The sequence below is a fragment of the Amycolatopsis sp. NPDC003865 genome, from assembly GCF_053605345.1.
The window spans coordinates 177,933-199,958 of record NZ_JBSGJA010000003.1 but is presented as its reverse complement, the minus strand read 5'-3'; the positions used below and the strand labels follow the sequence as shown (position 1 = coordinate 199,958).

23 protein-coding genes and 1 pseudogene are annotated in these 22,026 nt (G+C 72.1%); 14 read left to right on the top strand and 10 right to left on the bottom strand.

Features of this window, described 5'->3' with window-relative positions; all coding sequences use genetic code 11:
- Positions 1 to 266: 266 nt before the first annotated feature.
- Positions 267 to 1,565: a DUF445 domain-containing protein gene (locus tag ACWEVP_RS09515; RefSeq protein ID WP_372671453.1), complete on the bottom strand. Its 1,299-nt coding sequence runs from the start codon at positions 1,563 to 1,565 to the stop codon at positions 267 to 269.
- 29 nt (positions 1,566 to 1,594) lie between these two features.
- Here ACWEVP_RS09515 and ACWEVP_RS09510 point away from each other — a divergent pair, with 29 nt between their 5' ends.
- Positions 1,595 to 2,761 carry a pyridoxal phosphate-dependent aminotransferase gene (locus tag ACWEVP_RS09510; RefSeq protein WP_452062139.1) on the top strand — a complete coding sequence of 389 codons (1,167 nt, stop codon included), beginning with the start codon at positions 1,595 to 1,597 and terminating at the stop codon, positions 2,759 to 2,761.
- 702 nt (positions 2,762 to 3,463) lie between these two features.
- Positions 3,464 to 4,744, top strand: coding sequence for a hypothetical protein (locus tag ACWEVP_RS09505; RefSeq protein ID WP_452062138.1), 1,281 nt, complete (start codon positions 3,464 to 3,466; stop codon positions 4,742 to 4,744).
- 499 nt (positions 4,745 to 5,243) lie between these two features.
- Here ACWEVP_RS09505 and yczR read toward each other — a convergent pair whose 3' ends face one another.
- Positions 5,244 to 6,689 (bottom strand): MocR-like transcription factor YczR, encoded by a 1,446-nt coding sequence (yczR, locus tag ACWEVP_RS09500; RefSeq protein ID WP_452062137.1) that lies wholly within the window; start codon positions 6,687 to 6,689, stop codon positions 5,244 to 5,246.
- Between the two features lie 61 nt (positions 6,690 to 6,750).
- Between yczR and yczE the strand changes: the two genes are divergently transcribed.
- Positions 6,751 to 7,371, top strand: a complete 621-nt coding sequence (gene yczE, locus ACWEVP_RS09495) for a membrane protein YczE (RefSeq protein ID WP_452062136.1) — start codon at positions 6,751 to 6,753, stop codon at positions 7,369 to 7,371.
- Here yczE and ACWEVP_RS09490 read toward each other — a convergent pair.
- Positions 7,368 to 7,895, bottom strand: coding sequence for a Clp protease N-terminal domain-containing protein (locus ACWEVP_RS09490; RefSeq protein ID WP_452062135.1), 528 nt, complete (start codon positions 7,893 to 7,895; stop codon positions 7,368 to 7,370). The genes yczE and ACWEVP_RS09490 overlap by 4 nt on opposite strands.
- Positions 7,895 to 8,104 carry a sigma factor-like helix-turn-helix DNA-binding protein gene (locus tag ACWEVP_RS09485; RefSeq protein ID WP_329052797.1) on the bottom strand — a complete coding sequence of 70 codons (210 nt, stop codon included), beginning with the start codon at positions 8,102 to 8,104 and terminating at the stop codon, positions 7,895 to 7,897. Before ACWEVP_RS09485 ends, ACWEVP_RS09490 begins: the two co-directional genes overlap by 1 nt.
- A gap of 94 nt (positions 8,105 to 8,198) precedes the next feature.
- On the opposite strand from ACWEVP_RS09485, the gene ACWEVP_RS09480 reads away from it, so the two are divergent.
- Positions 8,199 to 8,984 (top strand): protein phosphatase 2C domain-containing protein, encoded by a 786-nt coding sequence (locus tag ACWEVP_RS09480; protein ID WP_452062134.1) that lies wholly within the window; start codon positions 8,199 to 8,201, stop codon positions 8,982 to 8,984.
- A gap of 36 nt (positions 8,985 to 9,020) precedes the next feature.
- A pseudogene (locus tag ACWEVP_RS09475) lies at positions 9,021 to 9,584 on the top strand (DUF998 domain-containing protein); the annotation flags it as partial.
- Positions 9,585 to 9,665: 81 nt separating this feature from the next.
- On the opposite strand, the gene ACWEVP_RS09470 reads toward ACWEVP_RS09475, so the two are convergent.
- The gene (locus ACWEVP_RS09470) at positions 9,666 to 10,694 is read right to left on the bottom strand and encodes a D-cysteine desulfhydrase family protein (protein WP_452062133.1); all 1,029 of its coding nucleotides are present in this window, start codon (positions 10,692 to 10,694) and stop codon (positions 9,666 to 9,668) included.
- Positions 10,695 to 10,779: 85 nt separating this feature from the next.
- Here ACWEVP_RS09470 and ACWEVP_RS09465 point away from each other — a divergent pair, with 85 nt between their 5' ends.
- Genes ACWEVP_RS09465 through ACWEVP_RS09455 form a run of 3 tightly spaced genes read left to right on the top strand, consistent with a single transcriptional unit; the run spans position 10,780 to position 13,573 of the window.
- The gene (locus tag ACWEVP_RS09465) at positions 10,780 to 12,156 is read left to right on the top strand and encodes an amidase (RefSeq protein WP_452062132.1); all 1,377 of its coding nucleotides are present in this window, start codon (positions 10,780 to 10,782) and stop codon (positions 12,154 to 12,156) included.
- The gene (locus ACWEVP_RS09460) at positions 12,123 to 12,698 is read left to right on the top strand and encodes a TetR/AcrR family transcriptional regulator (RefSeq protein WP_452062131.1); all 576 of its coding nucleotides are present in this window, start codon (positions 12,123 to 12,125) and stop codon (positions 12,696 to 12,698) included. The genes ACWEVP_RS09465 and ACWEVP_RS09460 overlap by 34 nt, the downstream gene beginning before the upstream one ends.
- Positions 12,698 to 13,573, top strand: a complete 876-nt coding sequence (locus tag ACWEVP_RS09455; protein WP_452062130.1) for an oxygenase MpaB family protein — start codon at positions 12,698 to 12,700, stop codon at positions 13,571 to 13,573. The genes ACWEVP_RS09460 and ACWEVP_RS09455 overlap by 1 nt, the downstream gene beginning before the upstream one ends.
- Here ACWEVP_RS09455 and ACWEVP_RS09450 read toward each other — a convergent pair.
- Positions 13,554 to 14,108 (bottom strand): CGNR zinc finger domain-containing protein, encoded by a 555-nt coding sequence (locus tag ACWEVP_RS09450; RefSeq protein WP_452062129.1) that lies wholly within the window; start codon positions 14,106 to 14,108, stop codon positions 13,554 to 13,556. The two genes, ACWEVP_RS09455 and ACWEVP_RS09450, sit on opposite strands and share 20 nt — an antisense overlap.
- 53 nt (positions 14,109 to 14,161) lie before the next feature.
- Here ACWEVP_RS09450 and ACWEVP_RS09445 point away from each other — a divergent pair, with 53 nt between their 5' ends.
- From ACWEVP_RS09445 to ACWEVP_RS09425, 5 genes are all read left to right on the top strand, one after another.
- Positions 14,162 to 15,016: an alpha/beta fold hydrolase gene (locus ACWEVP_RS09445; protein ID WP_452062128.1), complete on the top strand. Its 855-nt coding sequence runs from the start codon at positions 14,162 to 14,164 to the stop codon at positions 15,014 to 15,016.
- Positions 15,017 to 15,112: 96 nt separating this feature from the next.
- Positions 15,113 to 16,510: a hypothetical protein gene (locus ACWEVP_RS09440; protein WP_452062127.1), complete on the top strand. Its 1,398-nt coding sequence runs from the start codon at positions 15,113 to 15,115 to the stop codon at positions 16,508 to 16,510.
- Entirely contained in the window at positions 16,507 to 16,899 is a 393-nt protein-coding gene (locus tag ACWEVP_RS09435; RefSeq protein ID WP_452062126.1) for a FixH family protein, read from the top strand. The genes ACWEVP_RS09440 and ACWEVP_RS09435 overlap by 4 nt, the downstream gene beginning before the upstream one ends.
- Positions 16,900 to 16,913: 14 nt before the next feature.
- The gene (locus tag ACWEVP_RS09430; RefSeq protein WP_452062125.1) at positions 16,914 to 18,056 is read left to right on the top strand and encodes a hypothetical protein; all 1,143 of its coding nucleotides are present in this window, start codon (positions 16,914 to 16,916) and stop codon (positions 18,054 to 18,056) included.
- A complete protein-coding gene (locus ACWEVP_RS09425) occupies positions 18,049 to 18,594 on the top strand; it encodes a hypothetical protein (RefSeq protein ID WP_452062124.1) in 546 nt (181 codons plus the stop codon). Before ACWEVP_RS09430 ends, ACWEVP_RS09425 begins: the two co-directional genes overlap by 8 nt.
- A gap of 134 nt (positions 18,595 to 18,728) precedes the next feature.
- Here ACWEVP_RS09425 and ACWEVP_RS09420 read toward each other — a convergent pair whose 3' ends face one another.
- Positions 18,729 to 18,983 carry a DUF397 domain-containing protein gene (locus ACWEVP_RS09420; RefSeq protein ID WP_364461084.1) on the bottom strand — a complete coding sequence of 85 codons (255 nt, stop codon included), beginning with the start codon at positions 18,981 to 18,983 and terminating at the stop codon, positions 18,729 to 18,731.
- 430 nt (positions 18,984 to 19,413) lie between these two features.
- Between ACWEVP_RS09420 and ACWEVP_RS09415 the strand changes: the two genes are divergently transcribed.
- The gene (locus ACWEVP_RS09415; protein WP_086675662.1) at positions 19,414 to 19,665 is read left to right on the top strand and encodes a hypothetical protein; all 252 of its coding nucleotides are present in this window, start codon (positions 19,414 to 19,416) and stop codon (positions 19,663 to 19,665) included.
- Positions 19,666 to 19,738: 73 nt separating this feature from the next.
- Here the strand turns inward: ACWEVP_RS09415 and ACWEVP_RS09410 are convergent, their stop codons facing one another.
- The 3 genes from ACWEVP_RS09410 to ACWEVP_RS09400 are packed head-to-tail and all read right to left on the bottom strand — an operon-like array spanning position 19,739 to position 22,007.
- On the bottom strand, positions 19,739 to 20,338 hold the full coding sequence (locus ACWEVP_RS09410; RefSeq protein ID WP_452062123.1) for a class I SAM-dependent methyltransferase: 600 nt from the start codon (positions 20,336 to 20,338) through the stop codon (positions 19,739 to 19,741).
- Entirely contained in the window at positions 20,335 to 21,183 is an 849-nt protein-coding gene (locus tag ACWEVP_RS09405) for an SAM-dependent methyltransferase (protein WP_452062122.1), read from the bottom strand. The genes ACWEVP_RS09410 and ACWEVP_RS09405 overlap by 4 nt, the downstream gene beginning before the upstream one ends.
- On the bottom strand, positions 21,180 to 22,007 hold the full coding sequence (locus ACWEVP_RS09400) for an SAM-dependent methyltransferase (protein ID WP_452062121.1): 828 nt from the start codon (positions 22,005 to 22,007) through the stop codon (positions 21,180 to 21,182). The genes ACWEVP_RS09405 and ACWEVP_RS09400 overlap by 4 nt, the downstream gene beginning before the upstream one ends.
- Positions 22,008 to 22,026: the final 19 nt, after the last annotated feature.

The following is a 22,026-nucleotide window of genomic DNA, read 5'->3' as shown; positions in this document are numbered from 1 at the left end:
ATCCGCCGCCCAACGCCTTGAACCGCGTCATTCAGGTCATCACGGGCCGGCGCCGAGGCTCTCATCCGAGCGACGGACCCTCGAACGGCTGTGGACAACTCGGTCCCAATCCCCACATATCCACGCCCCCGCCACCCACACCCCCACACGTTGTGGACAGCGATTAGGCCATCACCGTGAAAACCTGTGGATAACCCCGGGGATAACTCAGCTTCCTGTGGACAACTGGTTTGAAGCTCCCCCAGGTGTGGTATACGCAGAACCCCTCAAAACAGCAGCTCCGCCACGGCGTAGATGACGAGTCCCGCCAGCGCACCGACGACCGTGCCGTTGATGCGGATGAACTGCAGGTCGCGGCCCACCTGGAGCTCGATCTTCCGCGACGTCTCCTCGGCGTCCCAGCGCTCGACCGTGTCGGTGATGATCGTCGTGATCTCGCGCGAGTAGTTCTTCACCAGGTACGCCGCCGCACCTTCGACCCAGCCGTCGGCCTTCGCGCGCAGCTGGTCGTCCGACACCAGCCGCGTCCCCAGCGACGTCAGCCCCAGGCGGACGCGGCGGCGCAGCTCGCTCGACGGGTCTTCCGCCGCCGTCAGCAGCATCTCCTTCGCCGTGCTCCACGCCGAGCCGATCAGGCGCTGGACCTCCTCGTGGTGCACGATCTGGCCCTTCACCTGCTCGGCGCGGGCCATCACGTCCGGGTCGGTCTGCAGGTCCTGGGCGAACTCGCCGAGGAACTTGTCCAGCGCCAGCCGCATCGGGTGGTTGACGTCCGTCTTCACCGCCCACGCGAACGACAGCACCTCGCCGTACACCTTGTCCGCGAGCATCTCGTCGACGAACTTCGGCGACCAGCTCGGCGCCCGGTCGGACACCACGCGCAGCATCGTCGTGTGGTTGTCGCGGACCCACTCGTACGCCCGGTCGCACATCAGGTCGACGAGCTTGTGGTGCGCGCCGTCGGCGAAGACGCCCTGGAGGATCTTGCCCAGCGGCGGGCCCCACGGCTTGTCGATGATCCGCCGCGCGACCGCCTGCTCCATGATCGCCTGGACGTCTTCGTCGCGGAGCACGCGCACGGCGGCGCGGACCATCGTGGCCAGCTCGGACGTCACGCGCTCGGCGTTCTCCTCCTGCGCCAGCCACGCGCCGAGGCGCCGGGCGATCTCGACGCGCTTGAGCTTGTCGCGCACGACCTCCTCGGACAGGAAGTTCGACCCGACGAAGTCGCCGAGGCTGTTGCCCAGCGCGTCCTTCTTGTTCGGGATGATCGCCGTGTGCGGGATCTTCAGCCCGAGCGGGTGGCGGAACAGCGCGGTGACGGCGAACCAGTCGGCCAGCGCGCCGACCATGCCGGCCTCGGCCGCGGCGCGCACGTAGCCGACCCAGCCCGGCCAGCCCGCCGACTGCGCCCAGCTGGTCAGCAGGAACACCAGCGTGGCACCGAGCAGGAAGGACAGCGCGACCAGCTTCATCTTGCGCAGCGCGCGCCGCTTTTCCTCTTCGCCGGCGGCGCCGCCCGGCGGGTCGGCGGGCGTCACCTTGGCGGGGGTCAGTTGCTCCACATCACCATTGTCCGTGAGGATGCTTGATCGTGCGCGAACCTGCTCTCGTCCCCCGCCTCCGGCCGTTCACCTCGACCATCTTCGCCGAGATGACCGCGCTGGCCGTCAAGCACGACGCCGTCAACCTCGGCCAGGGCTTCCCGGACACCGACGGCCCGGCCGGCATGCTCGACGCGGCCAAGAACGCGCTGTTCGGCGGGGCCAACCAGTACCCGCCGGGGCCGGGGCGGCCCGAGCTGCGGGCCGCGATCGCGCGGCACCGGCTGCGGTACGGCACCGAGTACGACCCGGACACCGAGATCCTGGTCACCGCGGGCGCGACGGAGGCCATTGCGGCAGCGTTGCTGGCGCTCACCGAGCCCGGCGACGAGGTCATCGTCATCGAGCCGTACTACGACTCCTACGCCGCCGCGGTCGCGATGGCGGGCGCCGAGCGCCGGGTCGTCGGGCTCGTCGAGGGCCCGGACGGCCGGTTCGGGCTCGACGTCGACGGGCTGCGGGCCGCCGTCACGCCGCGGACCAGGGCGATCCTGGTCAACTCGCCGCACAACCCGACCGGGACCGTGTTCACCCGCGCCGAGCTGGAGGCGCTCGCCGCGCTGTGCGTCGAGCACGACCTCATCGCCATCTGCGACGAGGTCTACGAGCACCTGGTGTTCGACGACGCCGAGCACATCCCGCTGGTCACGCTGCCCGGGATGCGGCCGCGGACGGTGAGCATCTCCAGCGCCGGGAAGACGTTCAACTGCACCGGCTGGAAGATCGGCTGGGTCTGCTCGACGCCGGAGCTGGTCGCGGCCGTGAAGGCGGCGAAGCAGTTCATCACCTTCGTGTCGGGCGGGCCGCTGCAGCCGGCCGTCGCGCACGCGCTCGACCACGAGCTGCCCTGGGTCGACGGGCTGCGCGCGTCGCTGCAGGAGAAGCGCGACCGGCTTTCGGCGGGGCTCGCCGACGCCGGGTTCACGGTGCGGCCGACGGCGGGCACGTACTTCGTCTGCGTCGACGTGCGGCCGCTGGGCTTCACCGACGCCGCCGACCTCGCGTGGGAGCTGCCCGGCCGGGTGGGGGTCGCCGCGGTGCCCGTGAAGGTGTTCACCGATCACCCGGACGAGTGGAAACACCTGCTGCGTTTCGCGTTCTGCAAGCGCAACGACGTCATCGACGAGGGCGTCACCCGATTGCGCAAACTGGTCTGACGACCGAGATCCGGCCAGCTGGCGGCGTCCCGCGGCGCCGAGCCGGTCTCGCGAGGAGGGCGCCGCGAGCCGCTGTCACGCTCCGGAGCCGCGGGCGCACAGCTCCACGGTCGGTTGGTCACCGACCGCACGCGGAACGGGTGTGCTCCGCCCCACCCGGCGAACCGATTCCCGGCACCCGGCCAAAAACTCCTTCACGAACACTGAAAGCCACCGAACAAGCACCCGTCGCGATGGGCGCTCGCGAAACATCAGGTCAACGCGCAAATGTGCAAGTTGCAGGAATCGTCCGAATGGCCGCAGAGAAACCCCCGAACGGCACTGAGAGTGATCAACTTGTCGGCCGCAGATACCTTGCCCGGTAGGGCCGTTCCGCCTTACGGGCTGGATCGAACGCGGCAGAGATGAAAGACTCCCGAGCGGTGCTAGAAAGAGTGCAGCCCCGGGGGAACTGCGACCTGGCCGGAGAAAGACCCCAGCAAGAACGGACTCGAGCGCGAAGCGTTGGAGCCACAGGCGCGGACGGTGGTGGTGGCGGTGAGCAGCACGGCGGACGCACGCCGCAGCGCCTCCGCGCAGCCCGCGTTCACAGCGGGTGAGGTAGGGCCGAGGGCCGGCGCGCAGCACCGCTCGCTTCCCGCGAGTGAGGTGGGGTCATGGGCCGGGGTAGCCGCATCCCGCCGCTCATTTTCCGCAGGTGAAGTGGCGCCGAGGGCCGGGGCAGCCGCATCCCACCGCTCACTTTCCGCAGGTGAGGCGCTCACCTCCCGCGGATCCCTTCGCGCGCGCGGGCGCGCGCCGCGGCCGTGGGCGGCCGCGCTGCAGCGGCCCGCCGCCAAGATCCTCGTCGCCGGCGGCCTGACCCTTGCCGGCTGGCTGCTCACCGGAGCGCTCTCCGGCAGCGCCGCCACCGCCGCCGAAACCGCAAGCTGCCCGCACGCCGCCGCGTCCACTGTGGAGCACGGCGGGCTGCTGCACTTCCACCACCGCACCAGCCACCGCGAAACCGCCACCTGCGCGCAGCAACCGGCCGGCACGGCGAAGACAGGCGCGCCCGAGACCGAAGCGGCCACAACCGACACGGCCACACCCGAGAGCGAAGCCACCACAACCGACACGGCCACACCCGACACGAGCACGGCCGACGCGACCACCACCGGCACGAGCACGACCGACGGCACCAAGACCGCCGAGCCCATGACCGGCACCACGAAGACCGAAACCGAATCCGTCGCGCCGGAGTCCACGAAGGACACCCAGACGACCGAAGAGCCGGCCACCGAACCCGCCACGAAAGCGACTTCGTCTGGCGGTGGCCTGCTCGGCGGGCTCGTCGGCGGCGTCGTCAACGTAGTCGGCGGCACCCTGAACACGGTCACCACCACCGTCACCGGCACGCTGAACACCGTCGGCACCCTCACGGACACGCTGTCCCACACCGTCCTCGCGCCGCTCACGCAGCCGCCCGCGGACAACCCGGACGCGCCCGTCCTGCTCCCCCTCGACGACATCCTGAACCCGATCCTCGGCGGCAGCTCGAACTCGGGCGGCGTCACGGTCACCGTGCCGGGCGTCACCACCGGCACCGCCACCCAGCCGGCCACCACCGCCGTCGTCGAGACCGTGCCCGCGGAAACCACGGCGGCGACGGCCACGACGGCCTCCCGGGTCACCGTCGTGCACCTCGTCGAGCGCCAGAACACGCGGCCCGCTCAGCAGGAGCGGCCGCGCGACTCCGGCGTCCACGCGACCGGTGGCGGCGGCGACAGCACGCCGGGCCTGCCCGGTGGCACCAGCGCCCCGAGCGCGCCGGCCCCGACCGCGGCGCCCGGCCACGACGGCCCCGGCGGCGCCCGCAACGCGTTCGCCGTCCACACCGACGACGTCACCACCACCCAGCTGAAGCTCATCGGCGCCAGCCGCGACCACGATGTCGACGGCGCGGGCAGGGAAGCCGCCCTGCCCACCACCTCCCCCGACTGACCCGAACCGGGCAGCCGGGGACACCTGCGTCCAAATCAAGATCATCAGGGCGCACCCGTACGCCGTAGCGGCGTGACGTTTCCCCTGCTCCAGCACGAAATCCGTGACTCTTTCACGTCTCGTGGCGCCGGCGCGCGCCCGACGTACCCCAGGGGCGGAAACCCATGCGAAACCACAGTCTTTCCGACCGGCCGACCGCGCCCGGCCGGGTCGGATCCCGGTCCCGGCGCCGCGCTGCCCCCGTGGCGCCGGGACCCACACCGGGCGCGCTCCGGGAGTCTTCGCTCACCGCGCCGAGCGAAGACCCGCAGTACCGAGAGCGCGCCTGAACCGCGGGCTTCCCGGCACGTCGAGGGGCTGTGCCGGGAAGCCAGCGGTTACCCGCGAGCGGGGTCACGTCCGCGAACGGGGGTGTGAACACCGGACCGGTGCGCTGGATGCACACGAACGCCGCCCATCCCTGGGAGCAGGCTCGCATCCAGCGCACCGGTTCGTTTCGTCAGGCGATCGGCGCGTCCAGCGAAGCCGGCGTGCCGCGGACGGACGCCTCCGCCGCGCTGAGCCGCCGGACCGCTTCTTCGATCCGGTCCGGTGGCAGCGAGAACGGCAGCCGGATCCAGCGCTCCAGCCCGCCGTGGACGCCGAAGCGCGAGCCCGGCGCGACCTGGACGCCGTGGCTCGCCGCCGCCACCGCCAGGCGCGAGCTCACCGGCTCCGGCATCCGGCACCACAGCGACAGCCCGCCCTTCGGCAGCGTGAACGTCCAGTCCGGCAGATACCGGTGCACCGCGCCGGCCAGCGCGTCGCGGTAGCCGCGCAGCTCCTCGCGACGGCGGTCCAGCCCGGTGTCGTCGTCCAGCAGCTCGCCGAGCACGAGCTGCTCGAACACCGGTGAGCCCAGGTCGACCGCGTAGCGCGCCGAAACCAGGCGGCCGAGCAGATCCTCCGACGCGCGGATCCAGCCGAGCCGCAGGCCGCCCCAATGCGTTTTCGACGCCGAGCCGACACAGATCGCCAGGTCGCCGGCGAACGCGGCCAGCGGCGGGGGCCCGGTCAGGGGGTCGCCTTCGAGGTCCAGTTCGACGAGCGTCTCGTCCACCACGACAGGCGTCCGCGCGCGGGCCAGCACGGTGCCGAGCCGGGACCGGCCTTCGGCGTCCAGGCGCAGGCCGGTCGGGTTCTGGAAGTCGACGACGAGGTAGGCGAACCGCGGCGCCGCCTGGCGCAGCGCGGCGTCGACGCCCGCGATGTCCCAGCCGCGGCCCCCGCCCGGGTCGAGCGCGACCGGCACCGGGATCGCGTGCGCGGCCCGGATCGCCTCGAGGGCGTTCGGGTACGTCGGCTGCTCGACGAGCACGCGGTCGCCGGGGCCGGCGAGCATCCGCAGGACCAGCACGAACGCGTGGTGCGCCCCGTTGGTGACCATGACCTGCGCGGGGGTCGTCGGCAGGCCGCGTTCGGTGTAGCGCCGCGCGATCTTCTCGCGCAGGCCGGGCAGGCCGCGTTCCTGGTAGCCGTGGTCGCCGAGGTGGTCGGCGAGCCGGACGCGGGCCGCGTCGACCGCCGCGGCCGTGCCCGGGATGGCGGGCGAGGACGCGTGGGTGAAGTCGATCGAGCCGTCGCCGGCCGGGGCGAGCGGGCCGCGGCGGCGGCGCCCGGGCGCGGCGATCCACGAGCCCGCGCCGCGGCGGCTCGCGACGAAGCCGTTCTCCCGCAACCGGTCCAGGGCCGCTCCGATCAGCGTCCGGCTGACGCCGAGCGCGTCGGCCAGCTCGCGCTCGGCGGGCAGCCGGGTGCCGAGCGGGAGCTGACCGTCCAGCACCTGCAGCTCGATGGCCGCGGCGAGGTCGGCGGCGCCCTGCCGGGAACCCTGCCGCCATGAGCCCAGCATGACGGCCAATCGCGGTCCGGAGATGCGTCCACCCAGTGGGACTGCGGCTTCCATAAGGCCAATATCCTGGAATTGGCTATGGTTTACAAGGCCACTCGCGACGGATAGTGCCGATGTGGCTCAGATCGACCTCCGGCCCGTCCGGATCTCCCGCGACCCCGTCCGCCGCAGCGTCCAGCTGGTCGGCGGCCTCACCCTCTACGGCACCAGCGTCGCCTTCGTCACCCGCGCCGGCCTCGGCCTCGAGCCGTGGAGCGTGCTGGCCGAAGGCGTCATGAAGCACACCGGCCTGACCTTCGGCACGGTCACCGGCCTGATCTCGGTGGCCGTGCTCCTGCTGTGGATCCCGCTGCGCCAGCGGCCGGGGATCGGCACGATCGCGAACGTCGTGATCATCTCGGTGATGGTCGACGTCGTCCGCGCGTTCCTCCCCGACCAGCACGACCTGGGTTGGCAGATCGCACTGCTGGCCGGTGGCGTCGTCCTCAACGGCGTCGCGACCGCCACCTACGTCGGCGCCCGGCTCGGCCCGGGTCCCCGGGACGGGCTGATGACCGGGCTCGCCGGGCGCACCGGCTGGTCGGTCCGGCTGGTGCGCACCGGCATCGAGGTCACCGTGGTCGTCGCCGGTTTCCTGCTCGGCGGGACCGTCGGCGTCGGCACCGTGCTCTACGCCCTCGCCATCGGCCCGCTCACCCAGGCGCTGCTGCCGCTGACGACCTGGCGCGAGCGCTAGCCGGCTTTGCGCTGCTGGACCGCCCGGCGCAGCGTCGGGTAGTCGGCGCCGCGCCGGGCGAGGACGTCGTCGGTGCCGCGCTGCTGGGCCAGCGCGAGCAGGATGTGCTCCTGCCCGAGGTGCTTGTCCCCCAGCCGGACGGCCTCCTTGAGGCTCAGTTCCAGGGTCTTCTTCGACTGGGCCGTGAACGGGACGTGCCCGCGCTTGGCCGGGCCCAGCCGGCCGGCGAGCGCGCCTTCGCCGTGGGTCCGCTCGGCGCTCTGCACGATCTGCTCGACGTCGATGCCGAACTCCGTGAGGGCCTCGGCATCGGCGTCGCTGACCCCGCCCCGCCGTCTCGTGCGTTCCAGCTCCGCGGCCAGGTCGTCGGTGGCGACGCCCAGCTCGGTGAGCAGCGGGAGCCCGGTCTTGAGCAACCCGGCCAGCAGGTCCACCGGCCCCACTTCCACCGAGCCGGACTGCCTCGCCGTCATCTGCGCTTCGACGACCGCGAGCCGCGCGTCCGCCGTGAACCTCTCGAACATCAGTGCCTCCCGTACTTCTTGTGCACGGCCTGCCGGCTGACCCCCAGCTCGGCGGCGATCTCCTGCCACGACCAGCCGTCGACCCGCGCGCTGCGGACCTGCACGGCCTCCAGTTGTTCCACCAGCCGCCGGAGCGCGGCGACCGCACGCAGTCCCACCCGGGGATCGCGGTCGCCGGCCCGGGCGGCCAGGTCCGTCGCTTCTGTCATGCCTGTCAACCTACGTTGACATCCACGGCTTGTCAACCTGAGTTGACAGGCCAGTCGGCGCGAAGGTCGCCCGGACCCGTCGTACAGTCGGGTGATGCCCGAGATCGTGATCGCCGAGCGGGCCGGGGTGGGCGCCGACGGCCACCCCCGCCCGACCGAAGACCACGTCGTCGTGCTGGCCAACGCGGTCCTGGTGCTCGACGGCGCGACCTCGTCGGACCCCTCGCAACCCCCGGGCGGCTGGTACGCCGAACGCCTGGCCCGGCGCCTCGCCGAGGACCTCCGCGCCGCACCCGATGCCGACCTCACCGACATCCTGACCAGCGCGATCGGCGCCGTGACCGCGGAAAACGCCTTGCGCCCGCAGCAGTCGCCGTCGAGCACGGTCGCCGCCGTGCGGTGGCTCGACGACCGCGTCGACGCGCTCGTGCTGGCCGACTCCCCCGTCGTCGGGTTCGGCGGCTTCGGCGTCGACGTCGTCTCGGACGACCGGCTCGCGCGGCTGCGGCAGCGCGGCATGCTGCAGACCGGGGCCGACGTCCGGAGAAGACGCAACGCCCACGACGGCTTCTGGGTCGCCGAAGCCGATCCGGGCGCTGCGGCGCACGCCGTGCGCCGCAGCTGGGCGCGGGAAGACGTCGACGCCGTCCTGCTCGCCAGCGACGGCGTCTCGATCGGCGTCGACCAGTACGAACTCTTCGACTGGCGCGAAGTTCTCGCGATCACCCGCGCCGACGGGCCGGACGCCGTGCTGGACGCCGTCCGTACGGCGGAAAAGCAGGATCCGGACGGTGCGCGCTGGCCGAGGCCGAAGCGCCACGACGACCAGGCCCTGGTGCTGGCCGACTTCGCATCCGGGGGAATTCAGGGTCTTCCCTGATCACGGCCGTCCCCCTTCTCCGAGAACCTGGAGAGCATGGGGACGGAACAGGGGAAGCGCACGAGACCGTGGCGGCTGGTGGCGCTGGGCGCGATCGGCTGGGGGCTGTTCACGGCGGTGGTGCTGCACATCATCAGCTCTCGCAACCCGGTGTACGACACGCTGTCGAGCTACACCGTGACCGACCGCGGCGACGGCATGCTCGCCGCGAGCGTGTTGTCGCTGGCCATCGGCTCGCTGGCGGTGCTCGGCGCGCTGCACGCGGCGGGGGTGCCGCTGTCGCGCACGACCCGGCTGCTGCTGGCGTTGTGGTCGCTCGGGATGGCCGCGGCCGCGGTGTTCCCGGCGAGCTACCCGGAGGCGCCGGACCCGGTGAGCGGCGAAATCCACCTCTACGCGTGCCTGGTCGCCTTCCTCAGCCTGCCGGGCGCCGCGATCTCGCTGCTGGAATCGCTGCGGGGGCGCCCCGAACGCGCGGCCGTCGTCAAGGCGATCCGGCTGAGCGCGGCCGCGTTCGGGTTGTTCGCGCTCAGCTTCGTGTTCGTGCGGCTGAGCGAGGCCGGGGTCGAGCCGTTCCGGGAGATCTCGGACGCGGTCCCGATCGGCGTCACGCAGCGGCTGCTGCTGCTCGCCGACGTCGTCCTGCTGCTCACGCTGCTGCGGGTCGCGACCCGGCTGGAGTCAGCCTTCGACGGCCGCCGCGAATTCGGGCGCGTAGCCGTACAGGCCGGGCATGCCGCCGGTGTGCAGGAACACCACGTGGTCGTCCGGGGCGAAGTGGCCGGCCCATTCGACCAGCGCGGCGGCCACCTTGCCGGTGTAGACGGGATCGAGCACGACCCCCTCCGTGCGGCCGAAAAGCCGTAGCGCGTTCCAGACGGCGTCGGTCGGGATGCCGTAGCCGGGGCCGAGCGTGGAGTCGCCCAGCTTCGTGTGCGCGAGCGACGGCGGTTCGACGCCGAGCAGCTTGGCCGCGCCGTCGACCAGCTCCCGCAGGTTTTCCGTCGCTTCGTCGAGCGGGTGGCTGACGCAGGCGATGCCGACGCCGAGGTGCCCGAGGAGCGCGGTGGCCAGCGCGACGCCGGCCGCGGTGCCGCCGCTGGCGTGCGGGACGACGAGGTGGGCGCGTTCGACACCGCGTTCTTCGAGCTGCTTCGCGAGTTCGTGGGTCGCCCTGACGTACCCGAGGGCGCCGAGGTCGTTGGAGCCGCCGATCGGAACGGTGAAGACCTTCCGGCCCTCCGCGGCGGCTTCGGCGATCAAGCGGTCGTACGTGCGGCCGGTCTGCTCGCCGTCGGCGCAGACGTGGACGGTCGCGCCGAAGAGCTTGTCGAGCGGCAGGTTGCCGCCGCGTTCGTAGGCTTCGCCCTCGCGCGGGACCTTCGCGGTGAGGACGAGTTCGCAGCGCAGGCCGAGCTTCGCGCACGCGGCGGCGGTCTGGCGGCCGTGGTTGGTCTGGAGCGCGCCGAAGGTGATGACGGTGTCGGCGCCGGCCGCCTTGGCCGCGCCGAGGTGGTATTCCAGCTTGCGGAGCTTGTTGCCGCCGGCGCCGAGCGGGTGGACGTCGTCGCGCTTGAGCCAGAGGTTGCGCAGGCCCAGGGCTTCGCCGAGCCGGGGCACCTCGTGCAGCGGGGTCGGCCAGCCGCCCAGGTCGACACGGGGGATCGCGGCCAGCGCGGCGTCGGGGAATCCGGCGAAGTCGAACGTCATGGACCTCAGTCTGCCGCAAGGGTGGCCGAAAACCGCCGGTATCCGGTAACGTTCGTTCGAACGAACGAGAGCCTTGGGAGGTGCCATGACCGCCACGAGCCTGGACTTCACCGGTCTCACCGCGCAGGCCGCGCAGCTCGCCGCCGGAGAAGCCACCTCCGCCGAGCTGACCGCGACCGCGCTCGGCCGCGCGCACGCCAGCCAGCCCACGCTCAACGCGTTCAAGCACCTGCGTGACGACGCGGCGCTCGCCGAGGCGGCCGAGGCGGACCGGCAGCTGCGGGCCGGCGAACGGAAACCGCTGCTCGGCGTGCCCGTCGCGATCAAGGACGACGTCGACATCACCGGCCTCCCCACGTCGTTCGGCTGCGCCGGGGAGTTCCCGTGCGCGACGGCCGACGCGCCCGCCGTCGCGCTGCTGCGCGCGGCCGGAGCTGTGATCATCGGCAAGACGAACACCCCCGAGCTGGGCCAGTGGCCGTTCACCGAGGGCCCGGCCTTCGGCGTGACGCGCAACCCGTGGCACCCCGGCCACACCCCCGGGGGTTCTTCGGGCGGGAGCGCGGCCGCGGTGGCGTCGGGGGCCATCGCGGCCGCGCTCGGGTCCGACGGCGCCGGCTCGGTGCGCATCCCGGCCGCGTGGACCGGGCTCGTCGGCATCAAGACCCAGCGCGGCCGGATCCCGACCGAAGGCGAGCTGTTCCACGGCCTGACCGTGCTCGGCCCGCTCGCCCGGACCGTCGAGGACGCCGCCCTGCTGCTGGACGTCGTCGCGGACACCGGCCGCACCTTCCGGACCGCCGCCGCGCGCGAACCGGGCCGGCTGCGGATCGGGCTGTCGACGCGGATCCCGTTCACCGCCACCAAGACGCGGCTCGACCCGGTCGTCGAAGCTTCCGTGCGCCGGCTCGCCGAGTCGTTCGCCGGGCTGGGCCACGAGATCGTCGAGGTCGAACCGGACTACGGGCTGATCGGCCTGACGTTCCTGCCGCGCTCGCTCTCCGGCGTCCGCGACTGGACGCTGCGGGTGCCCGACCGCGCCGGGCTCGACAAGCGCACGCGCAGCAACGCCGGCCACGGCCGCCTCCTGGCCGGCCCCGCACTGCGGCTCGCCCGCGCGCTGGAGCCGGGACTGCACCGGCGGATCGGCTCGGTGTTCGGCCGCGTCGACGTCCTGCTGACCCCCACGACCGCGACCCCGCCGCCGCCGATCGGCACGTTCGATGGCCTGTCCGGCTGGGAGACCGACCAGGCCATGATCGCCGCCTGCCCGTACGCTTGGCCGTGGAACGTGCTGGGCTGGCCGGGGATCAACGTCCCGGCCGGGCTCACGGCCGGCGGGCTCCCGCTCGGGGCCCAGCTGCTCGGCCCGTCGCACGCCGAGGAGCGGCTGGTTTCGCTCGCCGCGCAACTGGAAGAGGTCGAACGGTGGCCGGAGCGGCATCCCGAGACAAGCTGGTAAGCACCCGGGACGCCATCCTGCGCGGCGCGCTGACCGTCGTCGGCGAGCACGGTGTCGGCGGGCTGACGAACCGCCGGATCGTCGCCGCCGCGGGCGTTTCCCTCGGCACGCTGACCTACCACTTCCCCAGCCAGACGGCGTTGCTGCGCGAAGCGATGCTGCTGTTCGTCGAGGAGGAGACGGCGAAGCTCGGCGCGATCGTCGACGGCTACCGCTCCGAGGGGCTGAGCGTCGAGCAGGCGGCGTCGGTGGTCGAGCACGTGATCGCGCAGCTGCCCTTCGGCGCGGACGAGCTGGGCGCGCACGAGCTGTACTTGCAGTCGGCGCGGGATCCTGAACTGCAGGAAGCGTCTTCGCGGTGCTTCGCGGCGTATGACGAGCTGGCCGTGACGATCCTGACGGCCCTCGGCGTCCCGAACCCGGACCGGCTCGCCGGCCCGGTGGTCGCGCTGATCGCGGGGTTGCAGCTGCGCCGCCTGGCGACGGGCGAGACGGACACGCCGGTGGCCGAGCCGTTGATGATGCTGCTCCGCGGGGCTTGATGGACCGCCCGATCGTCCGCGGCACGGCGGCGTGGAAGTACTTCGGCGACTTCCGCGACGGGCTGCTGGCGGGGCAGGTGCTGGTGCTGCAGGTCGCGCACCCGGTGGTCGCGGCCGGAGTGCGGGACCACTCGGACTACACGTCGGACCCGTGGACGCGGCTGATGCGGACGGGCGCGTCATTGTCGATTTACGTGTACGGCGGTGCCGCCGGCGCGCGTTTCGAGGCGGATCGGTTGCGGGCGTTGCACCGGTCGTTCACGGGTGTCGCCTCGGGCCGTCGTTACAGCGCTCTGGATCCGCTGGCGTACGCGTGGGTGCACGCGACTCTGGTGAAGGTTCCGGTTGACGCGCAACGGTTCTTCGGACGGCCACTGTCCTCTTCGGAGCTTGAGGAGTACTACGCGCAGATGTGCGACGTCGGGCGGATGCTCGGGGTGCGAGCCCGGGACCTGCCGCCGGACTGGGCGGCGTTCGAGCGGTACTACGACTCGATGGTGGCCGGGTTTTCCGGGAATCCGACGATAGACCAGCTCTTCGAGACGATCCGGACGGTCCCGAAGCCGGTGCGGTGGCTGCCGGACTCGTGGTGGCGGTGGCACGGCCGGATCCAGATGTTCCTGCTCCGGGCCACTTTGCCCCCCACTTTCCGCGACCGCTTGAATCTACAGTGGACCGTTGCCGACCAGCGCCGGTTCCTGCGATTCGCCCGGCTGGTACGCATCCTGGCCACCCCGATCCCGGCGGGGGTGCGCACGGCACACATGCGCTGGATCGGCAAGCTGAACGTGTGGCTGCGCGCCAACCCACGGGTGTACGAGCGGTTGGTCGGCGGCAACGGCCCCGGCTCGGCCTCTACTCCTCGCGGCCACTGACTCGCGCGTAATGGGCTCGGGCCTTGGCCCGGTTGCCGCAGCGGGACATCGAACACCACTGCCGGTTCCGCCGCGGAGACGCGTCGCAGAACCGGATCCCGCAGTCGTCGGCCGCGCACACCCGCACCTCGGCGTCGCTTGTCGCCAAGTCGATCGCGTCCGCCGCCAGGGCCGCGAACGCCGTGGCCACCGGGTCCTTCGGGGCCGGGACCTCGCGGCGCAGGCGGCCGTCCACCAGCACCAGCCTCGGCGGGGGTGCCGGGGCCGACGCCGCCGCGTTGTTCACCAGCTCGATGTCCATCTTGTCCGGCACCTCGGGCGGCAGCAGGACCCGGTCGATCGCCTCGCGCAGGGCCTTCGCCGCCAGCACGTTCCCCGCCGTCACCGGCACCGGTCCCGTCGTGAAGCCCGCCCGTGAGAGCCACTCCGCCAGCGCGTCGGGCCCGGTCAGCAGCTCCACACCGTCGGCGTAGCGGGAACGCAGGGTGTTGACGAGGTCGAGGCACGGCCGTCCGCCGTCGAAAGCCCACTCCATGTCCTCATTCTAACCGTTGCCGACAGTTAGAAGGACGGCTACCGTCTAACCCTATGAACCGGTTAGAAGAGCAGGCCACGGTCAACGGACTCCGGATGCACTACCAGCGCGCCGGCGACGGCCCGCCGCTGTTCCTCCTGCACGGCTGGCCGCAGACGTCGCACTGCTGGCACAAAGTCCTCGCACCGCTCGCCGAAACGCACACCGTCATCGCCCCCGACCTGCGCGGGTACGGCCGCACCGACAAACCCCGGACCGGCTACGACAAGCGCACGATGGCCGCCGACGTCGCCGCACTCGCCGAACACCTGGGCTTCGCGCAGACCGCCGTCGTCGGCCACGACCGCGGCGGCCGGGTCGCGCACCGCTGGGCTCTGGACCGCCCCGACCAGGTCGACCGCGTCGCCGTCCTCGACATCGCCCCGACCCGCGCGATGTGGCAGCGCCTCGACACCGGCATCGCGAAGGCCTACTGGCACTGGCTCTTCCACCTCCAGCCCGACCTGCCGGAGCTCCTCGCCGGCCGGGACATCGCCGCCTACCTCGGCTACTTCTTCGAACGCTGGACCTACCAGCGCCACGCGCTCGACGCCGACGCGCAAGCCGAGTACGTCCGCGCCTTCTCCCAGCCCGGCGCCCTGCGGGCCGGCTTCGACGACTACCGCGCCTCCTTCCCGGACGACGCCGAGCTCGACGACGCCGATTTCGAGGCCGGAAAGCGCGTGACCCAGCCACTTCTCGCGCTCTGGGGCGCGAACGGCCTGCTCGGCACCCTGCCGACGCTCGAGATCTGGCGGGAGTACGCGCACGACGTCACCGGCGAAGCGCTGGCCGAGTGCGGCCACTTCCTGCCCGAGGAACAGCCCGAAGAAGTCGTCGCTCACCTGCGGAAATTCCTCGGCCCCTGAGACCCCTGGGGGCTCCGGTCCCCCGCGCTGGGGACCGGAGTTCCCTCCCCGCCGTGACGCCCGCCACCCACCGCCGTCGCTAGGTTCGGACCCACGATGGGGACCAAACCAAGAGTGTTCTTGCTGATGCTGCTGGCCGTGCTGGGGATCGCGGCCGGTGGCGGGACCGCGCACGCCGACGGCGCGCCGTCCGGCACCGACGTCCAGGTCGCGCAGACCCTCGGCGCGCGCGAGCTGACCGTGATCATCCGCCGGGTCGACGTCACGCCGTCGCCGCTGCGGGTCGACGTCGTGACGCACCGGGGCTCGCCGCCCGGCACGCTGCACCTGGCCGTCGCGGCCGACGGCGTGACGAGCGCGCGAACCGACGTCGTGCTCGGCGCCGAACCCGGCGTGTACGCGGGAAATCTCGAGGTCGGCAAGCCGGGTCCGTGGGAACTTTCGCTGAGCGACGGCACCGGCCCGGCCGCGACGATCCCGTTCATCGTGCCCGCCCGGGTCGTCCCGCCGTGGGAGAAGGCGACCTACGGCGGGTTCGTCGCCGCGGGTGTGTTCCTGTTGCTCGCGCTGGTCGTCGGCCTCCGGGCGAAGCGGACGGCGTTCGCGCTGGTGCCGGCGGGCGGGGCGGTCGCCGCGATCGCCGTCGCGGTCACCGGCGCACTGCTGTCGGCGAGCACTCCCCCGCCGCCCGCGCCCGGCAGCCTGCTCGACCCGACGTTCGACAACGTCACCGACCCGTACGCCACCGCGCAGTTGTCCACAGTGGACTACTCGCGGCCACCGGTGAACCTGGCGGCGCACACCGAACCCGGCGGGTTGAAGCTGGACTTCACCGACGGCGCCACCGGCCGCCCGGTCGACGACCTGCTGATCCACGACAACGCACTCGTGCACCTGGTGCTGGTGTCGCCGTCGGGGCGGATGAGCCACCTGCACCCGGTGCGCGTCGGCCCCGGCGGCTACCGCGTCCGCGTCGCCGATCCGGAAGCCGGCACGTACGCGGTCGCCGCCGAGCTGGTGCGGCGCGGCGGCGGGGTGCAGCTCGTCCGGTCCACTGTGGACCTGACCGGCACCGCCGCGCCGGCGCCCGAACCGGCCGGCGCCGGCCCGCGGACGGTCGACGGCACGGCGGTCGACCTCACCGTCACCCCCGGCACGCCGACCACCATCACCGCACACTTCGCGACCCAGGACCTGCAGCCGTGGCTGGGCATGCTCGGCCACCTCATCATCGCCGGGCCGATCACCGGGCCCGTCGGGGAAAGCGCGGCGAAGGCACCCACGTGGGCGCACGTCCACGCGATGATCCCGCCGGTCGCGGGTCAGGTGGACCGCCCGGACGAAACCGTGGCCGCGTACGGCCCGGACGTCAGCTTCACCTACACGTTCGCCGCGCCCGGCCGGTACCGGATCTGGCTGCAGGCCGAACGCGGCTACCGCGTGCTCACGATCCCCGCCGTGGTGGACGTCCCGACGACAGGAGCCGCCCGATGAGACGCCCGACGTTGCTGATCGCCGTGGTCGCCCTGCTCGTCGCGGCCGGTGCCACCTGGTTGCTCTGGCCGGGCGGCAGCGCGAAAGCCTCTACGCAGCAAGCGGTTTCCGGGCCGTACACCGTGCGGTTCTCCGCCGACGAGCCGCGCGTCGGCGGCAACGCGTTCGGCGTGGCCGTCACCGGGCCCGCGCCGGAGGCCGTCACGGTCGCGCCGGTCATGGCGCAGATGGGGCACGCGTTCCCGGCGGTCCAGGCCGTCGCGGAAGGGCCCGGCCGGTTCCGGGCCACCGGGGTCGGGCTGCCGATGTCCGGGCAGTGGGAGATCACCGTGTCGCTGCGCGGCCCCGGCGGGCCCGCCCAAGTCGTTTTTCCGTTGCTCGTCAAGTAGAAAGGTTCGGGGGAATGGATCTCACCGCATCCGGCGTGCGCACCACGCCGGTGGCGAAACAGGCGCGAACGGGGTTGCTGCCGGCGAACGTGGTGCTCGGCGGGTCGTTGTTGTCGCTGGTCGGGCTGACCTGGGACATCCAGTGGCACAGCGACGTCGGGCCGGACACGTTCTTCACGCTGCCGCACCTGTTCCTGTACGCGGGCAGCGCGGTGGTCGGGCTGGCGAGCCTCGCCGTCGTGCTGCTGACGACGGCGGCGCGGCGCGCGGGCCGTCCGGTCGACCCGCGGGTCGGCGGGCGCGTGGTCAACGTGTTCGGCAGGACGTTCGCGGCCCCGCTGGGGTACCTGGTCTCGGGCGTCGGCGCGGCGACGTTCCTGCTGTACGGCCTGTGGGACCAGTGGTGGCACGGGCTCTACGGCTTCGACGCGGTGATCGACTCGCCGCCGCACATCGGGCTGCTGCTGTCGATCACGGTGTCGCTGATCGGCACGACCGCGGTGTTCGCCGCGGCGCGCGAGCACCGCTGGGGCCGGATCGGGACGCTGGCGTCGCTGACGGTGCTGCTCACCTTCGGGCCGGTGCTCGCGCTCGGGCTGCAGCAGGTGCCCGACGACTACGCCGACGCCGTCTCGATCGGCTGCTCGATGATGGCGGTGCTGCTGGTCACGGTCGGCGCGGGTTTCCTGCGGCGGCCCGGTGGCGCGGCCGGCACCGCGGCGCTGGTACTGGCCGTCCAGGGCGTCTTCTGGTGGTTCTCGCCGTGGGCGGCCAAGGCGTACGCGGATCTGGTCGACCTGCCGTTGCGGGACGCCATTTCCGGGGTGCCGGAGATGCCGTCGCTGACGCCGCTGGCGCTGCTGCCGGTGGCCGCGCTGATGGAACTGGGGTTCCTCGCCGGCCGGCGCCGGGCGTGGCGCCCGGGCCGCGTGTCCACGGTCGTCGGCGGGATCGCCGGGCTGCTGATCGGGCTGAGCCTGCCGATCCAGCGCAGCCTGCTCTACACCGGCGCGCACGTGCCGCCGGCCTGGTACCTGACGACGACGGCCGTCCTGGCCGGCCTGTTCGGGCTGCTCGGCGGGTTCGCCGGGTGGCGGTTCGGCGGGATGCTGTGCCTGCTGGCGCCCGCGAAGAAGGGGGAAACCGCCGATGCGTAAGACACTTCTCGCCTTGGCCGCCGTCGCCGGACTGCTGTTCGCGACCGCGGCACCGGCGAACGCCTACGAGCCGGTCAACATCGTGCACACCGAGCGCGTGCAGGCCGGGCCGTACGGCCTGACGGTCGGCTTCAGCACCTGGCCGCTGAAGGCCATGCAGTCACTGGACTTCACGTTCATCCCCGACGGCGGGATCGAGGACAAGTCCGGCACGCTCATGATGCTCGGCCCCGAAGGCGCGCAGCGCCGGGCGCAGCCACTCGTGCGGCACCCGCGCAAGCGGGACGTCTGGGGGCTGGACGTCCGCTCGATGCCGCGGCCGGGTGAGTGGACGTTCCGCTTCACCGTCAACGGTCCGGCGGGGTCCGGCACCGGCGAGCTGCGCGCGCTGCCGGTGCTCGAGCAGCCGGGGCCGCCGATGGGGTTGAGCTGGGCGATCAGCACGCTGCCGTTGCTCGGGCTCGTGGTGCTGGTCGTGGTGGCCTGGCGCCGGACGCGAAGCCGGCTGCGCGGGGGCGAGCTTCCGGCAATCGGGTGAGATTGCCCTCACATTCGGCACTCAAGCGTATCCACGCCGTCGCGAAGGCCTCCTTCTCCGTTGAGGACGGGAAGGGGGCCTTCGCGATTACTGCACACGAGCGGGTGATCATGATCACCCGCGCAGGGGAGGGTTCAGGCGGGCAGGTCGAACTGCCCGGCCTTCACGGCGACCAGGAACGCTTCCCACTCGGCGGTGTCGAACACGAAAACGGGGCTGGTGGCGAGCTTGGTGTCGCGGACGCCGATCAGGCCTTCGCGGCCGAGGTTGACCTCGACGCAGCTACCGCCGTTGGGCTCGCTGGCGAAGGACTTTTCCCAGGCCGCCTCTTCGAACAGGGACACGGCCGTGTTCGGATCGTAATCCGCGAACGACGGATAATCCGCCATGGGTCGTACCTCCGAGCGTCGATGGGGGGCGCGGCCGCGACCTGGTCGAACGTACCCGCGTCCGGCTACTCAGTGTCTCAATGGAGTACGCCGCACGGCCAAGCGGGTGATCAACTAGGTCCGGCCTCGACATGAAGATTATTCCAGGAGTAGGATTAATCGCATCGGCCGGGGCGCTGGTGTCGGTGAATGACTGCCTGCATGCGGCGGGCGGTCCCCGAACGCAGGCCACTGGCTGACGACCGACAAACCACCACCGCAGGACCTCATGGGGGAGGATCAGCGTGATCGTCGAGGACAGCGCGCCACCGAGCGCGGGCACGGCCCGCCGACCGGGCGCCGGCCGTCGCACGAACGAGCTGGTCCGAATCGAAGACCGGGAAGCGCTTTCCCGGTACTGCCACCGCGACCAGAGCAGGGGGTGTGACCGATGGCCGTCCGAATGAACTCGCTGTTCCGCCGCGAGGAAGAGCACCGTGGCCGCCGGGGAATCGGGAACGAGCTGCGGAACCGCTTCGGGTTCAGCCTGATCCAGGCACCGCTGCGCAAGACGACGACCTGGGCGACGGACCAGGACCTCCCGCTGCAGCGCTACTCGGACGGGGTCCGGACCACGCGCCCGCTGGAGACCGCGATCGACCTGACGCCGCTGCTGCGCGGCCGGATCGGCTCGCGGGCCTGAAAGCCCGAACTGCCGTACCACCACAGAAGAGCCCCGGTTCCCTGATGGGACCGGGGCTCTTGCCGTTTCCGGGCTACGGTTTCCGCAGGAACAGCCGGCCCTGACGCAGCGGCCGCTCCCCCTCGACGTGCTCCCGGTACATCCGGCCCACCTCGGCCAGCCCCGCGGCGGCGGCCATCGAGGCCAGCGAGTCCAGCGGCCACGCGTACGCCGTCGTCACCTTGTGGTCGAACGACGAAACCTCTCCGGCTTCGAAGCACCCCAACAGAACGTGACCGCCGGGCGCCAACGTCCGGGTGAATTCGGCGAAGTACCGCGGCACCTCCGCCGGGGGCGCGTGGATCACCGAGTACCACGACAGGATCCCCGCGAGTGACGCGTCGGGCACGTCCAGCGCCGCCATCGAGCCGACTTCGAACCGCAACGACGGATGAGCCTCCCGCGCCAGGGAAACCATCGCGGAAGACACGTCGACGCCGAACGCGTCGACCCCCAGTGAACGCAGGTGCGCCGTCAGGTGGCCCGGTCCGCACCCGGCGTCGGCGACCGGGCCGCGGCCGCGCACGTGGTCGGCGAACGCCGTCCACGCGGCGCGGTCCAGCGGGTCGTCGTCCCAGATGTCGCGGACGAACTCGGCGTACTGTTCCGCGACCGCGTCGTAGGCGGCCGTCACGGCTTGCGGCCGAGGCCGCAGATGTGGCCGACGAACGCCGGGTCGTTCGCGAGCTTCTTCGTCGCCTTGGACTCCATCTCCTCCGGGTGCCACTCCGGCAGGTAGACGATGCCCGGCTCGACGAGCTCCAGGCCTTCGAAGAACGTCGTGAACTCCTCGCGCGACCGCAGGTGCAGCGGCGTGCTCGACTTGTTGTACTGCGCCATGATCGACTCGCGGCTCTCGGAGTCGGCCATGTTCTCGAGACCGTCGCTCGTCAGGTGCGAGGACAGGAAGTACGAGCCGGACGGCAGCAGCGACAGGTACTTCTGGATGGTCTGGGCCACCGGCTCGTCCTCGCCGAGGAAGTACAGGACACCGACGATGATCAGGCCGATCGGGCGGTTCGGGTCGAGGACGCCGGTGTCGAGCGCGCGCTTCCAGATGTCGGCCGGGTCGCGCAGGTCGCCCTGCAGCACCGCGTGCCGGTCCGCGACGCCTTCCTTCTCCAGCAGGATCTGCGAGTGCGCCACCGCGACCGGCTCGTTGTCGACGTACACGCACCGCGCGTTCGGGTTGACCGCCGTCGCGACTTCGTGGACGTTGCCGACCGTCGGCACGCCCGAGCCGAGGTCGAGGAACTGGTCGATGCCGTTGCGGGCCAGGTACCGGACGCCGCGGCCGAGGAAGTCGCGGCCGACCCGGGCCACGGTCTTGATCATCGGGAACGTCTTGACCGCCTGCTCGCCGAACTGCCGGTCGATGGCCCAGTTGGCGTCGCCGCCGAGGAACCAGTCGTAGATGCGGGCCGCGTTCGGCCGCTCGAGGTCGACGCCTTCGGGGGCCTCGGGATCCTGCGTGGTCATGTCCATCCTCCAGGCTTGCGGCCGACACCGCCGACCACGCTCGCGAGGGGGACCGTGGCGGCGCCGGGCTCGGGACGCCACTCTCCCACAGGCACGATTCCCGGCTCGACCACCTCGAAGTTACCGAAGAACGCGGCGATCTCGTCGAGCGTCCGGGACACCGCGGGCGAACTCGACCGCTCGGACAGCTTCACGAGCTTGCGGATCTGCGCCAGTTCGTCGCCCTCGACGCCGGACTCGGTCGCGTGCGAGAGGACGTAGGCCGACCCGGGTGCCAGCAGCGTCCGGTAGTCGCGGATGGCTTCGCGGACGCCGGTGACGTCCGGCAGGAAGTGCAGCACGGCCACGCTGAGCAGGCAGATCGGCCGGTCGGGGTCGAGCACGCCGGTGGCCAGCGCGGCGTCCCAGACCTCTTCGGCGTCGCGCAGGTCGGCGTGCAGGACGGCGTGGCGCTCGGGGTCGCCTTCCTCGTCGAGCAGGATCCGGCCGTGCGCGACGGCCACCGGCTCGTTGTCGACGTAGACGCAGCGGCTGTCGTCGGCGTACTCGTCGGCCACCTCGTGGACGTTGCCGGCGGTCGGGATGCCGGAGCCGAGGTCGAGGAACTGCGTGATGCCTTCGGAAAGGCAGTAGCGCACGGCCCGGCCGAGGAAGTCGCGGTTGCCGCGCGCGAGGGTCTTCGCCAGCGGAAACGCTTTCACGGCCAGCTCGCCGTACTGCCGGTCGACCGCCCAGTTCGCGGTGCCGCCGAGTGCCCAGTCGTAGATCCTCGCCACGTTCGGCCGGTCGAGGTCGACGGCGTCGGGGAGGAAGTCGGGGTCCACGATGTCCCCTTCGGGCGAA

Coding starts and splice junctions, on each gene's coding strand:
- yczR (WP_452062137.1), bottom strand. CDS start 6,689: ATGGAAGCCGCAGTCCCACTGGGTGGACGCATCTCCGGACCGCGATTG.
- ACWEVP_RS09490 (WP_452062135.1), bottom strand. CDS start 7,895: ATGTTCGAGAGGTTCACGGCGGACGCGCGGCTCGCGGTCGTCGAAGCG.
- ACWEVP_RS09485 (WP_329052797.1), bottom strand. CDS start 8,104: ATGACAGAAGCGACGGACCTGGCCGCCCGGGCCGGCGACCGCGATCCC.
- ACWEVP_RS09480 (WP_452062134.1), top strand. CDS start 8,199: ATGCCCGAGATCGTGATCGCCGAGCGGGCCGGGGTGGGCGCCGACGGC.
- ACWEVP_RS09470 (WP_452062133.1), bottom strand. CDS start 10,694: ATGACGTTCGACTTCGCCGGATTCCCCGACGCCGCGCTGGCCGCGATC.
- ACWEVP_RS09465 (WP_452062132.1), top strand. CDS start 10,780: ATGACCGCCACGAGCCTGGACTTCACCGGTCTCACCGCGCAGGCCGCG.
- ACWEVP_RS09455 (WP_452062130.1), top strand. CDS start 12,698: ATGGACCGCCCGATCGTCCGCGGCACGGCGGCGTGGAAGTACTTCGGC.
- ACWEVP_RS09450 (WP_452062129.1), bottom strand. CDS start 14,108: ATGGAGTGGGCTTTCGACGGCGGACGGCCGTGCCTCGACCTCGTCAAC.
- ACWEVP_RS09445 (WP_452062128.1), top strand. CDS start 14,162: ATGAACCGGTTAGAAGAGCAGGCCACGGTCAACGGACTCCGGATGCAC.
- ACWEVP_RS09440 (WP_452062127.1), top strand. CDS start 15,113: ATGGGGACCAAACCAAGAGTGTTCTTGCTGATGCTGCTGGCCGTGCTG.
- ACWEVP_RS09435 (WP_452062126.1), top strand. CDS start 16,507: ATGAGACGCCCGACGTTGCTGATCGCCGTGGTCGCCCTGCTCGTCGCG.
- ACWEVP_RS09430 (WP_452062125.1), top strand. CDS start 16,914: ATGGATCTCACCGCATCCGGCGTGCGCACCACGCCGGTGGCGAAACAG.
- ACWEVP_RS09425 (WP_452062124.1), top strand. CDS start 18,049: ATGCGTAAGACACTTCTCGCCTTGGCCGCCGTCGCCGGACTGCTGTTC.
- ACWEVP_RS09420 (WP_364461084.1), bottom strand. CDS start 18,983: ATGGCGGATTATCCGTCGTTCGCGGATTACGATCCGAACACGGCCGTG.
- ACWEVP_RS09415 (WP_086675662.1), top strand. CDS start 19,414: ATGGCCGTCCGAATGAACTCGCTGTTCCGCCGCGAGGAAGAGCACCGT.
- ACWEVP_RS09405 (WP_452062122.1), bottom strand. CDS start 21,183: ATGACCACGCAGGATCCCGAGGCCCCCGAAGGCGTCGACCTCGAGCGG.